This is a genomic window from Streptomyces sp. NPDC002793, assembly GCF_040295485.1.
Taxonomy (GTDB): Bacteria; Actinomycetota; Actinomycetes; order Streptomycetales; family Streptomycetaceae; genus Streptomyces.
The window spans coordinates 13,330-28,338 of the sequence record NZ_JBEOVL010000024.1 but is presented as its reverse complement, the minus strand read 5'-3'; the positions used below and the strand labels follow the sequence as shown (position 1 = coordinate 28,338).

The 15,009-nt window shown below is 71.3% G+C and carries 12 protein-coding genes; 3 read left to right on the top strand and 9 right to left on the bottom strand.

Annotated elements, in window-relative coordinates; translation table 11 throughout:
- Positions 1-15 precede the first annotated feature (15 nt).
- Complete coding sequence (locus ABT001_RS22835) at positions 16-1,065, bottom strand: LacI family DNA-binding transcriptional regulator (protein ID WP_351280461.1); 1,050 nt, start codon at positions 1,063-1,065, stop codon at positions 16-18.
- 241 nt (positions 1,066-1,306) lie between these two features.
- Between ABT001_RS22835 and ABT001_RS22830 the strand changes: the two genes are divergently transcribed.
- Together ABT001_RS22830 and ABT001_RS22825 are read left to right on the top strand one after the other, a co-directional pair.
- Positions 1,307-3,046: a BCCT family transporter gene (locus ABT001_RS22830; protein ID WP_351280458.1), complete on the top strand. Its 1,740-nt coding sequence runs from the start codon at positions 1,307-1,309 to the stop codon at positions 3,044-3,046.
- 158 nt (positions 3,047-3,204) lie between these two features.
- Positions 3,205-4,845: an ABC-F family ATP-binding cassette domain-containing protein gene (locus ABT001_RS22825; RefSeq protein ID WP_351280455.1), complete on the top strand. Its 1,641-nt coding sequence runs from the start codon at positions 3,205-3,207 to the stop codon at positions 4,843-4,845.
- A gap of 59 nt (positions 4,846-4,904) precedes the next feature.
- Here the strand turns inward: ABT001_RS22825 and ABT001_RS22820 are convergent, their stop codons facing one another.
- The 5 genes from ABT001_RS22820 to ABT001_RS22800 all read right to left on the bottom strand — a co-directional run bounded on the left by ABT001_RS22820 (position 4,905) and on the right by ABT001_RS22800 (position 11,037).
- Positions 4,905-6,215 (bottom strand): pectate lyase, encoded by a 1,311-nt coding sequence (locus ABT001_RS22820; RefSeq protein ID WP_351280452.1) that lies wholly within the window; start codon positions 6,213-6,215, stop codon positions 4,905-4,907.
- 248 nt (positions 6,216-6,463) lie between these two features.
- On the bottom strand, positions 6,464-8,905 hold the full coding sequence (locus tag ABT001_RS22815) for a Tex family protein (RefSeq protein ID WP_351280449.1): 2,442 nt from the start codon (positions 8,903-8,905) through the stop codon (positions 6,464-6,466).
- A gap of 152 nt (positions 8,906-9,057) precedes the next feature.
- A complete protein-coding gene (locus tag ABT001_RS22810; protein ID WP_351280448.1) occupies positions 9,058-9,189 on the bottom strand; it encodes an LPFR motif small protein in 132 nt (43 codons plus the stop codon).
- A gap of 68 nt (positions 9,190-9,257) precedes the next feature.
- Positions 9,258-10,121 (bottom strand): SCO6745 family protein, encoded by an 864-nt coding sequence (locus tag ABT001_RS22805; RefSeq protein WP_351280445.1) that lies wholly within the window; start codon positions 10,119-10,121, stop codon positions 9,258-9,260.
- A 112-nt stretch (positions 10,122-10,233) separates the two neighbouring features.
- Complete coding sequence (locus ABT001_RS22800) at positions 10,234-11,037, bottom strand: enoyl-CoA hydratase/isomerase family protein (protein WP_351280443.1); 804 nt, start codon at positions 11,035-11,037, stop codon at positions 10,234-10,236.
- Positions 11,038-11,334: 297 nt separating this feature from the next.
- Between ABT001_RS22800 and ABT001_RS22795 the strand changes: the two genes are divergently transcribed.
- Positions 11,335-11,790 (top strand): ATP-binding protein, encoded by a 456-nt coding sequence (locus tag ABT001_RS22795; RefSeq protein ID WP_351280442.1) that lies wholly within the window; start codon positions 11,335-11,337, stop codon positions 11,788-11,790.
- 21 nt (positions 11,791-11,811) lie between these two features.
- Here ABT001_RS22795 and idi read toward each other — a convergent pair whose 3' ends face one another.
- From idi to ABT001_RS22780, 3 genes are all read right to left on the bottom strand, one after another.
- A complete protein-coding gene (idi, locus tag ABT001_RS22790) occupies positions 11,812-12,405 on the bottom strand; it encodes an isopentenyl-diphosphate Delta-isomerase (RefSeq protein WP_351280440.1) in 594 nt (197 codons plus the stop codon).
- A 147-nt stretch (positions 12,406-12,552) separates the two neighbouring features.
- Positions 12,553-13,806, bottom strand: coding sequence for a GNAT family N-acetyltransferase (locus ABT001_RS22785; protein WP_351280438.1), 1,254 nt, complete (start codon positions 13,804-13,806; stop codon positions 12,553-12,555).
- A gap of 217 nt (positions 13,807-14,023) precedes the next feature.
- On the bottom strand, positions 14,024-14,965 hold the full coding sequence (locus tag ABT001_RS22780) for a cation diffusion facilitator family transporter (RefSeq protein ID WP_351280436.1): 942 nt from the start codon (positions 14,963-14,965) through the stop codon (positions 14,024-14,026).
- Between the last annotated feature and the right edge of the window lie 44 nt (positions 14,966-15,009).

The following is a 15,009-nucleotide window of genomic DNA, read 5'->3' as shown; positions in this document are numbered from 1 at the left end:
CGCCCGGCGGAGGGCTCAGGCCGATGCGCGGCGGACCAGTTCGGTCGGCGTGACCACGGACTCGGGCCAGGTCCCCGTGTCGCTGTCCAGCCGTTCCATCAGCAGCCGTACCATCAGCCGCCCCATGCCCTCGACGTCCTGACGGACCGTCGTCAGTGGCGGGACCGCGGCCTCCGCCACCGAAGCCATGTCGTCGAATCCGACCACGGCCACGTCCTCCGGCACGCGTACGCCCCGCTCACGCAGGACGCGCAGGGCGCCCGACGCCATCAGGTCGTTGGACACGAAGACGGCGTCGAGGCCGGGGTGGGCGTCCAGCAGACCCGCCATGGCCCGGGCCCCGCCCTCGGCGGTGAAGTCGCCGTCCGCGACGAGTTCAGGTCCGGCGTCCGGCAGGACGTCGTGGTACCCGTCGATCCGGTCGAGTGCCGACGTCTGGTCCCGGGGCCCGGCGATGTGCGCGATGCGCCTCCGGCCGAGCGAGACCAGGTGGCGTACCGCCTCGCGGGCGCCGCCCCGGTTGTCGCAGTCGACGTACGGCACCTGCGCCGCGTCCTCACCCGCCCCCCGGTACTCCGGGCGGCCCCCGTAGACCGTGGGGACCCGGAACCGGGCGATGATCGCGGGCAGTTCGTCGTCCGTGTGCAGCGAGAAGGCCAGCACGCCGTCCACATGCCCCCCTGCCAGATAGCGGGTGACCCGGTCGAAGTCCCCGCTGCCCTCCACCAGGAGCAGGACCAGCTGGGCGTCGTGGGCGTTGAGCTCACGGCTGATCCCACGGATCTGGCGGGAGAAGAACGGGTCGGAGAAGATCCGGAACTCCGGCTCGTCGATGATCACGGCGACCGCGCCATTACGCCGGGTGACCAGCGTCCGCGCCGCGTGGTTCGGGATGTAGCCGAGTTCCTCGACCGCCCTGCGCACCTGGTCCACGAGGGGCTGCCGCACGCCCGCCCCGCCGTTGACGACACGGGACGCCGTGGCCCTGGACACGCCGGCGCGGGCTGCCACGGCCTCCAGGGTGGGGCGGGCGTCGCGCTTCGGATCAGGGTTCGGGACGGCCAAGAGTCGCTCCTCGGGCACGCGCGTCCCGGCTGGGAGCGGCTGGAACCGGCGGGTTCGGGCATGAACGCCACAGCCTAACCGCCCGGTCCGGGCGGTCAGGTGGACGATCGCGCCACGAGTGCGCGACATACGCGCTCATAAACGGTCAAGCCGGATCGGCTTGTTGATCCGCCGAGATGCACACAGCGTGTGGTACTGCCTACGGAGAGCGAAATTTCGCACTGCGTGAAAGGTGCCATTTGTGTCACACGAAGAGCAGGGTCCGGGCGGGCGGGGAGACTATCTCCCGGTCACGGCCGATCTACCCGCCCAACCCCATCACGGCCGGCGCCCCACGACCGACCGGGTGGTCTTCGGCGTCACGGCGGTGCTGACCGTCGCCTTCGTGGTCTGGGGTTCCACGGCCACGGACTCACTGGAGAACGTGTCCAGCAAGCTGCTCAACGGTCTCATCCACAACGGTGGCTGGGCCTTCATGCTGGCGGCTTCCGGCTTCGTCGTCTTCGCCCTCTGGCTCGCGGTCAGCCGTTACGGGAAGATCTCCCTCGGGCAGGAAGGCGAAGAGCCGGAGTTCAAGACGGTCTCCTGGGTCGCGATGATGTTCAGCGCCGGCATGGGGATCGGCCTGATGTTCTACGGCGTCAGCGAGCCGCTGGCCCACTTCGTCGATCCGCCGCCCGGCACCCATCCCACGGTGGCCGCCGAGGCGATGCAGACGGCGATGGCCACCACCCTCTTCCACTGGACCCTGCACCCCTGGGCCATCTACGCCGTCGTCGGCCTCGCCATCGCGTACAGCGCCTACCGGCGCCACCGCAGGCAGACCATCAGCTCCGTCTTCGTGCCGCTCATCGGCCAGAAGCGCGCCCACGGAACCCTCGGCCGGATCATCGACATCCTCGCCATCTTCGCGACCCTCTTCGGCTCCGCGGCCTCGCTCGGGCTCGGTGCCCTCCAGATCGGCAGCGGCTTCCAGGAGCTCGACTGGATGGAGAAGACCGGCACCGGCCTCCTCGTCGCGATCATCGCCGCGCTGACGGTCGCCTTCGTCGCCTCCGCCGTGTCCGGGGTCGAGAAGGGCATCCAGTGGCTGTCCAACATCAACATGGTGCTCGCCCTGGTCCTGGTGATCTTCGTCTTCATCGCCGGGCCCACGATCATCGTGCTCGACCTGCTGCCCACCTCCATCGGCGCGTACTTCGGTGACCTCGCCCAGCTCGCCGGGCGCACCGAGGCCACCGGCAAGGGGGAGGTGGCCGACTGGCTCGCCAGCTGGACGGTCTTCTACTGGGCCTGGTGGATCTCATGGACGCCCTTCGTCGGCATGTTCATCGCCAGGATCAGCCGCGGCCGGACGATCCGTCAGTTCGTCGGCGGGGTGATCCTGGTGCCCAGCACGGTCAGTCTGATCTGGTTCGCCGTCATGGGCGGGTCGGCGATCCGGCTGGAGGAGGCCGGCGAACTCAAGGGGGTCGGCAGCACCCAGGAGGCACAGCTCTTCGGCGTACTGCAGCAGTTCCCGGTCGCGACGCTCATGAGCATCCTGGTGATGGTCCTGGTCGGCATCTTCTTCGTCTCGGGCGCCGACGCCGCGTCGATCGTGATGGGCACGCTCTCCCAGAAGGGCGTCCTCGAACCCGCCAAGTGGGTCGTGATCTTCTGGGGCGTCGTCACCGGCGCCGTCGCGGCGGTCATGCTGCTCATCGGCAACGGTCAGGGCGACGCGCTGGCAGGGCTGCAGAACCTGACCATCCTGGTGGCCGCCCCCTTCACCATCGTCATGATCGGCATGTGCGTGTCCCTGATGAGGGACCTGCGGGACGACCCGATGATCGTCCGCAGGGAGTTCGGCGTGGAGGCCGTCGAAACCGCGGTCATCCAGGGCCACGCCAAGTACGACGGGGACTTCGAGATCCGGATCGGCCCCGGGCCCGCGGAGGTCACCTCCGACGAGCGGCACAAGCACGAGCCGCCGGCCTGAACCGACGGCGCCTTCCACGCACCCCGTCGCGGCCGCGCCCCGCGCACGGTCACTCCGGCCGGCGACGGGGCGGTGGCCGGTCCGCCGCACGGCCGCACCCGGCACCCGGCCGCCGGCGGAGATCGGGCCGCCGGAGGTTCGTTAGGATCGGCACCCTGATGACTGCCACTCTCGTCGCCAAGGAACTCGCCGCCGGGCACGGTGACCGCACCCTCTTCGCCGGACTCGACCTCGTCGTCGCGCCCGGCGACGTGATCGGTCTCGTCGGAGCCAACGGCGCCGGTAAATCCTCGCTCCTGCGCCTGCTCGCCGGACTCGACAGGCCGGAGGAGGGCGAACTCCGGCTCTCGCCGCCCACCGCCACCGTCGGGCACCTCCCGCAGGAACCCGAGCGCAGGCCCGGGGAGTCCGTACGGGAGTTCCTCGCCCGGCGCACCGGGGTCGCCGAGGCCCAGGCCGCGATGGACACCGCGACCCAGGCGCTGGTCGACGGGGCGCCCGGCGCCGACGACGCGTACTCCGACACCCTGGAGCGCTGGCTCGCCCTCGGCGGCGCCGACCTGGACGAGCGGGCGGAGGAGGTGGCCGCCGACCTCGGCCTCACCGTCGGACTGGACCTGCCGATGACCGCGCTCTCCGGCGGCCAGGCGGCACGCGCCGGCCTGGCCTCGCTCCTCCTGTCACGCTACGACGTCTTCCTGCTCGACGAACCCACCAACGACCTGGACCTCGACGGTCTGGAGCGACTGGAGCGCTTCGTATCAGGGCTGCGCGCGGGCACCGTCGTCGTCAGCCACGACCGCGAGTTCCTGATGCGTACGGTCACCAAGGTCCTGGAGCTCGATCTCGCCCAGCAGGAGATCAACCTCTACGGCGGTGGCTACGCCTCCTACCTGGAGGAGCGCGAGCGCGCCCGCGCACACACCCGCGAGGAGTTCGAGGAGTACGCGGACAAGCGCTCCTCGCTCGAGGGCCGCGCCCAGATGCAGCGGGGCTGGATGGACAAGGGCGTCAAGAACGCCCGCCGCAAGGCCACCGACAACGACAAGATCGGCCGCAAGTTCCGCAGCGAGGCCAGCGAGAAGCAGGCCGCGAAGGCCAAGCAGACGCAGCGCATGATCGAGCGCCTCGACGTCGTCGAGGAACCCCGCAAGGAGTGGGAGCTCCGCATGGAGATCGCCTCCGCGCCGCGCTCCGGATCGGTCGTCGCCACCCTCCGCGACGCAGCCGTCGTCCGCGGGGACTTCTCCTTCGGTCCCGCCACCCTGCAGATCGACTGGGCCGACCGAGTGGCCATCACCGGGGCCAACGGGGCGGGCAAGTCCACCCTGCTGGCGGCCCTCCTCGGCCGCCTCCCCCTGGACACGGGCCACGTCTCGCTCGGCTCCGGTGTGGTGGTGGGTGAGGTCGACCAGGCCCGCAAGCTGTTCCACGGCACGGAGAGCCTGCTGGACGCCTTCTGCGCGGCCGTCCCCGACACCGAACCGGCCGAGGTGCGCACGCTGCTCGCCAAATTCGGACTGCGCGCCGACCATGTGCTCCGCCCGGCCACGACCCTCTCCCCGGGCGAACGCACGCGGGCGGGTCTCGCGCTCCTGCAGGGCAGAGGCGTCAACCTGCTGGTGCTGGACGAGCCGACCAACCACCTGGACCTGCCGGCGATCGAGCAGCTGGAGTCGGCGCTGGACGCGTACACCGGGACGCTGCTGCTGGTCACCCATGACCGGCGGATGCTCGACGCCGTCCACACGACCCGTCGCGTCGAGGTCGCAGGCGGCAGGGTCACCGAGGCCGGCTGACGCGAAGGCCCCGCCCGTCCCGTCGCGCGGGAGGAGCGGGGCCCTTTCACAGGGCCGCCTCAGTCGACGTAGCGGATGTCGGACGAGGAGTAGACGCAGTGGGTGCCGTCCGCGCCCGAGCCGATCTCGCTCGGCTCGCCGCTCGTCGTGCCCCTGTACTTGGTACAGATGTCCATGTCACGGTCGCCGTCCCCGTAGATCGTGACGTCCGAGATCCGGGCCGTGTCGCCGTAGTTCGTGTTGATGCCGACCAGGCTCGTGCCCGGGGCGGTCGCCCAGATGTTCTGCAGCTGGATGTGCCGGGCGTTCTGCGTGGAGCAGTTGCCGCAGGAGCGGACCAGCTTGCCGAAGTCGTCGACCTGGAAGTTCTTCACGACCAGGGCGCCGACGCCGTTGTGCTGGAACACCTTGTCCTCGGCCAGCTTCGCGCCGCCTCCGTCGATCGTGCGGACCGTCGAGGAGGAGCCGCCGCGGAAGGTCGCGGCGTCCTCACCCACGTCCTCCCACCAGACGTTCCTGAGCGTGCAGGTACCCGCGCAGTGCACTCCGTCTGCGGCCGGGGCGCCGAGGACGACGTTCTGCAGGGTGGCGCCGTTCGCCAGCTTGATCAGCGGGGGCTGGTCCTCGTCCTGACCGCCGCTGCCCAGGTCACCACTGCCGTAGAGGCGCTTCATGCCCCCGTCGTAGGTGCCCGCGACCTCGATCGTGGAGGACACCGCCTGGCTGCCGTTCGCCGTCGGCCACGACGGCCGGTCGGTGGGCGGGTCGGTGGGGTCCGGCGGGTCGGTCGGGTCGGTGGGCGGGTCCGTGGGAACCGTGCCCGACGCGGTGAAGGTCCAGCTCTTGCTCGTCACCGAGTCGCAGGAGTTCTGCTGGACGAGGGCACCGGACGCCGTGGAACTGTCCTTCACGTTCAGGCACTTGCCGCCGTTGCTGTTGACGATCCGGTAGGTGCTTCCGCCGACCGCGGTCAGTGTCCAGACCTGGTTCGCCGCTCCGCCGCAGTTCTGCTGCTCGACCGCCTTGCCCGCGCTGGTGGAGGCGTCCCGTGTCCCGGCGCACTTGGCGCTGTGGGCGGCGGTCAGCGTGTAGCCACTGCCCGAAGCCGCGAGCTTCCAGGTCTGGTCGGCGCCGCCGTCGCACGCGCCCTGGCCGAGCTGGACACCGGCCGACGTGCTGGAGCCGGGTACTTCCAGGCAGAGACCGCTCGCGGCGTTCGCGAGTCTGTACGAGCCCGCGGCCGGGGCAGCTGATGCCGTGCCGGTCGCGAACAGTGCGGTGAGGCCGGCGACAAGGAGGGAGACGACGGCGACCAGTGCGGCGACCGCACGGCCGCCGCCTCTTCTGACCTGCTGATTCTCTGTATTCACTAGGCATCCCTTTCACCGCCTGCGGCGTCCTCCGCAGGCACCGGTCGGTGGGTGGTGCGGTGATGGTGCAGTGATGAAGACCGTCCCCGGTTCCGGAGCAGCAATCTGCAGGGTGAACCGAGTTCGTGTACATGAATCGCCGTGAACGTACGGCACGTGCGGAGCGCGGTCAATACAGTGGGACGAACGATCAGGAACAGCTGCGGGCGGGCAGGAGAAGTCTCCTGCCCGCCCGTAGTGGTGTCGGATCAGCGCTTGCGGCCGCCCGGGTCGGAACCGCTCAGCCCGGCCTTTCGCAATGCGTCCGCCATCGCGCTGTTGGCCGGCGCGGCCGCAGGACGCGGGGCGCCGCCGCCCTGGCCACCGGCGCGCCGGTCACGGCCCTGGCCGCCGGACTGACGGGCCCCTTGGCCACCGCCCTGCCCCTGCCGCTGACGTGGCGGGCGTTCTCCGCCGCCACCCTGCCCCGACTTCTCGCGCCGGGGCCCCTGCCCGCCGCCCTGGTGGGCGGCCCCGGCCTCGTCGTCCAGCCGCAGCGTCAGCGAGACCCGCTTGCGCGGGATGTCGACGTCCATGACCTTCACCTTCACGACGTCGCCCGGCTTCACGACGTCCCTCGGATCCTTGACGAACGTCCGCGACATGGCCGACACGTGGACGAGACCGTCCTGGTGGACGCCGATGTCCACGAACGCGCCGAACGCCGCGACGTTCGTGACGACGCCTTCCAGCACCATCCCCGGGGCCAGGTCGCCGAGCTTCTCGACGCCCTCCTTGAACGTGGCCGTGCGGAAGGCCGGACGCGGGTCACGGCCCGGCTTCTCCAGCTCCTTCAGGATGTCCGTCACCGTCGGCAGACCGAACTTCTCGTCCACGAACTCGTCGGCCCGCAGTGACCGCAGGACGTCGGTGTTGCCGACCAGCGAGGCGACGTCGCCGCCCGTCCGCTTCACCATCGTCCGTACCACGGGGTAGGCCTCCGGGTGCACGCTCGACGCGTCCAGGGGGTCGTCGCCGCCGCGGATCCGGAGGAATCCCGCGCACTGTTCGTACGCCTTCGGGCCCAGCCGTGCCACGTCCTTGAGCGCCCGGCGGGAGCGGAACGGACCGTTCGCGTCCCGGTGGGCCACGATGTTCTCGGCCAGTCCGGACCCGATGCCGGACACCCGCGAGAGCAGCGGTGCCGACGCGGTGTTGACGTCGACACCGACGCCGTTCACGCAGTCCTCGACCACCGCGTCGAGGGAGCGCGACAGCTTCACCTCGGACAGGTCGTGCTGGTACTGGCCGACGCCGATCGACTTCGGGTCGATCTTCACCAGTTCGGCCAGCGGGTCCTGCAGCCGGCGTGCGATCGATACGGCGCCACGCAACGACACGTCCATGTCCGGGAGTTCCTGCGAGGCGAAGGCCGACGCCGAGTACACGGAGGCGCCCGCCTCGGAGACCATCACCTTGGTGAGTTGCAGCTCCGGATGCCTGTCGCACAGTTCACCCGCGAGCTTGTCGGTCTCGCGGGACGCCGTGCCGTTGCCGATCGCGATGAGATCGACCCGGTGCTCCTTCGCGAGACGTTCCAGTGTGGCCAGCGACCGGTCCCACTGGTTCGCCGGCACGTGCGGGTGGATCACATCCGTCGCGACGACCTTGCCCGTCGCGTCCACGACGGCGACCTTCACGCCCGTACGGAATCCGGGGTCGAGCCCCAGAGTCGCCCGGGTGCCGGCCGGTGCGGCGAGCAGCAGGTCCCGCAGGTTCGAGGCGAAGACGCGTACCGCCTCGTCCTCCGCCGTGGTGCGCAGCCGGAGCCGCATGTCGATCCCGAGGTGTACGAGGATCCGGGTCCGCCAGGCCCAGCGCACCGTTTCGCCCAGCCACTTGTCCCCGGGCCTGCCGCGGTCCGCGACACCGAAGCGTCGGGCGATCATGTTCTCGTACGACGAGGGCCCCGGCTGCTCCGACGGTTCCTCCGGCTGCAGGACCAGGTCGAGCACGTCCTCCTTCTCGCCCCGGAGCAGCGCGAGGATCCGGTGCGAGGGCAGCGCGGTGAACGGCTCGGCGAAGTCGAAGTAGTCGGCGAACTTCGCGCCCGCCTCCTCCTTGCCTTCGCGTACCTTCGCGACGGCCCTGCCGCGCGACCACATGCGTTCACGCAGTTCGCCGGTCAGATCGGCGTCCTCCGAGAAGCGCTCGGTCAGGATCGCCCGGGCGCCCTCCAACGCCGCCGCCGGGTCCGCCACGCCCTTCTCGGCGTCCACGAACGCCGCGGCCGCCGTGAGAGGGGCCACGGACGGGTCGCCGAGCAGCCCGTCGGCCAGCGGGGTCAGGCCCGCTTCGCGCGCGATCTGCGCCTTCGTCCGGCGCTTCGGCTTGAACGGCAGGTAGATGTCCTCCAGCCGCGCCTTGGTGTCGGCCGCCCGGATCTGTGCCTCCAGGGCGGCGTCGAGCCTGCCCTGTTCTCGTACGGAATCGAGGACCGCCGTGCGGCGGTCCTCGAGTTCCCGCAGATACCGCAGCCTCTCCTCGAGCGTGCGCAGCTGCGCATCGTCGAGCATCTCGGTCGCTTCCTTGCGGTAGCGCGCGATGAACGGCACGGTCGACCCGCCGTCGAGCAGGTCGACGGCCGCCCTCACCTGACGCTCACGTACGCCGAGCTCCTCGGCGATCCTGCCTTCGATGGACGTCGTCACGGTTTTCCCGACTCGCCTTCTCGTACTGGCTGTGCTGGCTTGGGGTGGTCCACACGGGGGTGGGTCCCTTCGCCTGCATTGTGCCGGGTGGCCGGGGGCCGTGTCGCGTGACCTGGTCGATCACGGCCCCGACGGCCTGCCGGACGGCGCGGTCAGACGCGCCGGGTCCGGCCGCTGCGCGATGCGCCACCGAAAAGGCCTGCCAGCAGCCGGAAGGGCAGAGTCACCACGGTGGCCACGGCTGATCCGACGGTACTCAGAGCGTTTGCGATCGCACGGAACACGGTGTGCCTCCTTCGTAGGGTGTGACTACCGCCTGGCCGGTTCCACCCGTCGTAAACGTGACCGGGACTCAGCCCTTGCCGAGCAGATCGTCCGGGAAGGCCCCGGCGGAGGCCGCCGCGAACAGGAATCCCCGGCCCAGCTCGGTGAGCCGCTCCACGCCGTCGGCGCCCAGGTGCTCGTACGGTGCGGCGTCCAGGCGGTCCGTCGCCTCCTCCAGCTCGGCCCGCAGCGCTGTGCCCGCCTCGGTCAGCTCGCCCTCGGCGTCGAGCACGCCCCTTCCGCGCAGCCGCTCCACCGCCGCGTCCCAGTCCGCGCGCCGCCAGCCGCGGGTGGCGAGGATCCAGCGCGGCGCCATGCCCTTGCCGGTCGCGGTGTGGCTGACCAGGGCCTCGAGCGGGTCGAGTCCGGCCGTGAGCAGGGCCGCCAGGTGCCCGTCGCCGCGGTGCTCGCGCAGCAGCGTCGCCGCGTGCCAGAACGCCAGATGCGGCTGGTCCGGTACCGGCAGGTCCGCGTGGGCGGCGTACAGCGGACGGGCGTGCCGGGTGCAGGCCTCGGCGGCGCGCAGGGCCAGCCCGGCCGCCTCCGCCATCTCCGGGGAGACGAGGGCTTCCTCGCCCAGCACCTGGCGGAGCGTCGAGTCGGCGGCCCGCAGACGGGCGTCGAGCGCCGCCTGCGGGGTGATGTCCGACCAGACGGCGGGCAGGTGCCGGGCCACCAGCTCATGGGCGAAGTTGTAGAAGGTCGCCGTGACCGTGCCCGCCCCGGCCGCGCCCAGGGCCGCGCCACGTGCGGCGAAGTAGGCCCGGCTCGGGTCGTCGATGCCGAGCTCGCCGAACTCCTTGCCGAGGTCGGGGGAGAAGTACACGCAGGAGTGCAGGGGGTTGAGCGCGTTATGACAGCGGCGTCCGGCACGTGGGGGAAGAGTACTCATGCCCGCACGTTACCGACTGGTTGGTACGTGGGGTAGTCCGGGGCGGCCGCGGGTGGACTGCACGAACGGCCCTGGCGGCCGCCGGTCGGGGAAGGTCGGGCCAGGAGCCGGTTCAACCTGCCGTGGGTGTGGTGGCTCCGCCCGGCCCGGTCGTCCAGCTGAAGCGGGGAGCGCGCCGCTCCAGGAAGGCGGCCACCCCCTCGGCGGTGTCGCCACTGTCGCTCGCCTGCCCCGACCAGTAGGCGTCCCGGTCCTCGCGGCCGGCGACGAACTCCTTGGCCGCGGCCTGGGTCAGCTGCGAACGCGACGCCAGGACCCGGGCGAACGCGTCCACCCTGGCGTCCAGCCCGCCCTCCGGCAGTACCTCGTCCACCAGTCCGGTCCGCAGTGCCCGTCCGGTCCCGATCAGCTCCCCGGAGAACAGCAGGAACTTCGCGGTGGCCGGACCCACGAGGGCGACCAGCCGGCGCGTCGACGACGAGGGGTAGACGATCCCGAGCTTGGCCGGGGTGACGCCGAAGGAAGCGCCCTCCTCGGCGAACCGCAGGTCGCAGGCGGCCGCGAGCTGGCTGCCGCCGCCCACGCAGTAGCCGCGCACGGCGGCCAGGGTCGGCCCGGGGAACGCCGCCAGGGCCTCCTCGGCCCGGACGGCGAGCGTCTGGGGCCGCCCTGCCGGGTCCCGGAGGGAGGCGATGTCCGCACCGGCGCAGAAGGTGTCACCGGCGCCGGTCAGCACGAGGACACGTACGCCGGGATCGGCCGCCAGCTCCTCCAGCAGTACGGGCAGCGCCCGCCACATGTCCGCGGTCATGGCATTGCGCTTGGCGGGGTTGCTGATGACGACGGTGGCGATGCCGTCCACGACCGCGTGCTCCAGCCGCGGCTCCAGCCATGCCGCCTGCTCCCTGAGGTCCATGCGCGGATGCTATCCGCACGGCTCGAACCTGTGATCAGAAGGGGCGAGCGGCGGGAACGCACTCTCCGGGGCCTCGAGGAGCAGGGGTCCTCCGCGGTGTCGTCGGTCCGGTCACGGACCGGATGACGCCGGAAGAGGGCGAGAAGCAGTCCAATCACCTGACGCCGTCATACTCGCCCGGTCAAATCACCCCAGGAAGTGACCACTTGTGGTCAGTGCTGTGGTCCGGACCACGCCCTTACCGACACTCATAACTCGATGGCCAGTGACATGCGAGTCGAGAGCGGGTGCCGGTCTATGGAGAGCCGTGGGAGAGTTCCGGCCCATCCCGTGTCGTACGAGGGGGTGTGGCGCTTCACCGCCCCCGCCGTCGACGTGTCGGTGCCGCAGGCCAGGCGCGCCGTGCGCGACCTGCTGGAGCGGCAGGGTGTGCCCGTCGACGACGACATCCTCCAAGGGCTCCTGCTGATCGTGTCGGAGCTGGTCACCAACGCCGTCCGGCACGCGGCGCTGCTCTCACCCGAACTGGCGGTCGAGGTGGCCGTCGGGGAGGAGTGGATCAGGGTCTCCGTCGAGGACAACCACCCCTACCGCCCGACGGCGCTGGTCACCGACCACGCGCAGACAGGCGGCCGGGGGCTGCTCCTGGTCCGTGAGATCACCACCGAGGCGGGCGGCACCTGCGACGCCGAACACACCGCCGGGGGCGGGAAGATCATCTGGGCGGCGCTGCCCCTGAAGGCGCAGCCCTGACCACCCCCTGCGCGGTGCGCTTCACCAGCCGGCGGACGTCCCCGTCAGCTCCCTGATCGCGGGCCGCGCGGCATCCAGTACGGTCATGAACCAGGCCGAGAACGGCGCCGCCGCGTGCCGCTCCGCGAGTTCACCGGCAGTCACGAAGGCCGTCTCGCCGACTTCCTCCTCATCCGGCCGAAGGCGCTCCTGCACCATGCCGACGAACAGGTGATTGAATTCCTGCTCGACCAGGCCCGATGCCGGATCGGGGTGGTTGTAGCGGACCGTGCCCGCCGCGGCGAGCAGTGAGGGTGAGACGCCCAGCTCCTCGTACGTCCGCCGGGCGGCCGCAGCGAACGGCGCCTCTCCCGGGTACGGGTGACCGCAGCAGGTGTTCGACCAGACGCCGGGGGAGTGGTACTTGCCGAGCGCCCGGCGCTGGAGCAGCAACCGCCCTTGCTCGTCGAAGAGGAAGACGGAGAACGCCCGGTGCAGCTGGCCCGGGGCCTGGTGGGCGGCGAGCTTTTCCGCGGTGCCGATGGTGGTGCCGTTCTCGTCGACCAGTTCGAGCATGATCGCGTCTGCTGTGCCGTTCGACGAGCTGTGCGCCGCGGTGGCTGGTGTGGTCGGCATACCCATCCTTCGCTTTGGTACCGGTCTCGTGCGCCGGACCCCTCGAGTGCGGTCAAGTCTGCCGTACAAAAGCCGCCTGCCCGCACTGCGGGTGCTGGCATGTCCCTCCCGCACCGCCCCGGAGGGCGGGGCGGGACGGACACCCCGTCAGACCCCGAAGGCCGCCGGGTAGTGGATCACTCCCTCGGGCACCGGCACGGAATCGTCGAGGACCAGCGCCATCATCGCCTCGTCGGGCACCTCGAAGCCCGGCCTGATCCCGAACCGCGACGCCGGCTCGAAACCGAAGACCGGGTAGTACTCCGGGTGTCCGAGCACCAGGACGAGTGGTTCCCCGCGCAGCCGTGCGGCGTCCAGCACCGCCCGGACCACCGCCCGCCCGGCGCCCGCGCGCTGGTGGTCCGGCGCGGTGGACACCGGGGCCAGCGCGAGCGCCGGGACGTCCCCGACCCGGCACCGCGTCAGCAGGGCGTGGGCCGCGACCGAGCCGTCCGGGGCCTCGGCCACGTACGACAGGCCGGGCAGCCACGCGCCGGGGTCCGTGCGCAACGCGTCGACCAGATCCGCCTCGGCCCGGGTCGGGAAGGCGGCCGACACCACCCCGTGCACCGCGTCGCGGTCGGCGGCCGTCTCGGTCCGGGCCGGCCAGCGGGGATCGAAGGGGCGCAGCACATAGCCGGCGTAGCCGTACTCCGATCCGTGGCGGCGACGCACCTCCAGCTCCTCGCGGGTGGCGGCCAGCGCCTCCGGCATGCCGGGGGCCGACGGATCCGCCGCGGAGACCCGGTCCGCCAGCGGGACGTAGTACTCGTCCCAGTCGCTGTCGGGCTGGACCATGACGCCGAGGACGTGGCAGCCCGCCTCCACGGCCGCGGCGGTGTTCTCCGCGACGGGCCGCAGCGAGGCCTGCGGGTCCCAGAAGGCGCGTGCCCCGGCGGACGGGGAGCCGGTGGTCCAGACGCAGTCGGTGATCACCATCGTGCCGCCGGGGGCGAGCAGCCGCCGCCAGTCCCGCAGCGCGGTGTCGAACCCGATGACGTACGCGGAACCCTCGGCCCAGACCAGGTCGTAGGACCCGTCGTCGAAGCCGGGCCCGACGAGATCGGCCATGTCCGCCCGGACGGTACGGATCCGGTCACCGAGCCCGCGCGCCTCGGCGGCCTCGGTCAGCTCGTCGAGGAAGGGCTGGTGCAGATCGACGGCCGTCACCTGCGCGCCCGCCTCGGCGGCGAGCAGGAGGGCCGCCCTGCCCGGGCCGCAGCCCAGGTCCAGGACGCGCGGACGGTCCGGCAGCGAGCCCGCCATGGAGAGCAGCCGTCGTGTCGTGGCGTCGGAGCCGGGGCTCTGCCGGGGCAGCCGGTGGTGCAGTTCGAAGAAAGCGTTGAACGTGTGGTCGGTCAAAGCGGGAACCCTTGGGTGAGAGGGCCCCGGCCGACACCGCGTGCGGAATGCCGAGCGGTCAGCCGGTGACCCGGGAGATGAGGATGGACTGTGCGCTGCACAGGGCAGCAGCGGTCGCGACAGTCATCGAACTCAACGCCTTCACTCGTCACCGGTCTCCGGTCCCGGAGATGTCGACGCAGACCCTAGCATCGGACACCCCCGGGCGTCCGATGTCTCAGTGGCAGAGCCGCGCCTCGTGCTCGGCGTGCCCGCTGGGCTCCAGCTGGAAGGTGCAGTGCTCGACGTCGAAGTGGTGGCCGAGGCACCCCTGCAACTCGTGCAGGAGCTTCTCGTGGCCGATCGAGTCCAGCATCTCCTGGCGCACCACCACGTGGGCGGACAGGACGGGCATGCCCGAGGTGATCGTCCAGGCATGCAGATCATGGACGCCCAGCACGCCGGGAAGGGCTGTGATGTGGGCGCGCACCTCGTCCATGTCCACGCCCGCGGGCGCCGACTCCAGCAGTACGTCGAGCGTCTCCCGCAGGAGCTTCACCGTCCGGGGGACGATCATGAGACCGATCAGCAGCGAGGCGACGGGGTCGGCGGCCTGCCAGCCGGTGGCCATGATGATGCCCGCCGACACGAGCACCGTCACCGAGCCGAGCGTGTCGGCGACCACTTCGAGATAGGCGCCCCGCACGTTGAGGCTGTCCCGTTGCCCGCGCATCAGCAGGGACAGGGAGACCACGTTGGCCACCAGACCGACGGCGGCGAAGGCGATGGCCAGGCCCCCCTTGGTCTCGGCCGGGGTGATGAAGCGGTCGACGGCCTCGAAGACCAGGTAGCCGCCGACCCCGAGGAGCAGCAGGCAGTTGGCCAGGGCGGCGAGGATCTCGGCACGGGCGAAGCCGAAGGTGCGGTTGGGACCCGAGGGCCTGTTGGCGAAGTGGATGGCCAGCAGGGCCATGCCCAGCCCCAGCGCGTCGGTCGCCATGTGGGCCGCGTCCGCGATCAGCGCGAGCGAGTCGGCGAGCAGCCCTCCGACGATCTCCATGACCATGACGCCCAGCGTGATGCCCAGCGCGACCCTGAGCCGGCCCTGGTACGCGGCGGCGGCGGTTCCCGTCGGGACCGGGCCTCCGTGTGTGTGCCCGTGATCGTGGCCAGCCCCCATGCGTATGCCTCCGCGAACCCGTCGTATCCCTGATGGATCGAAAT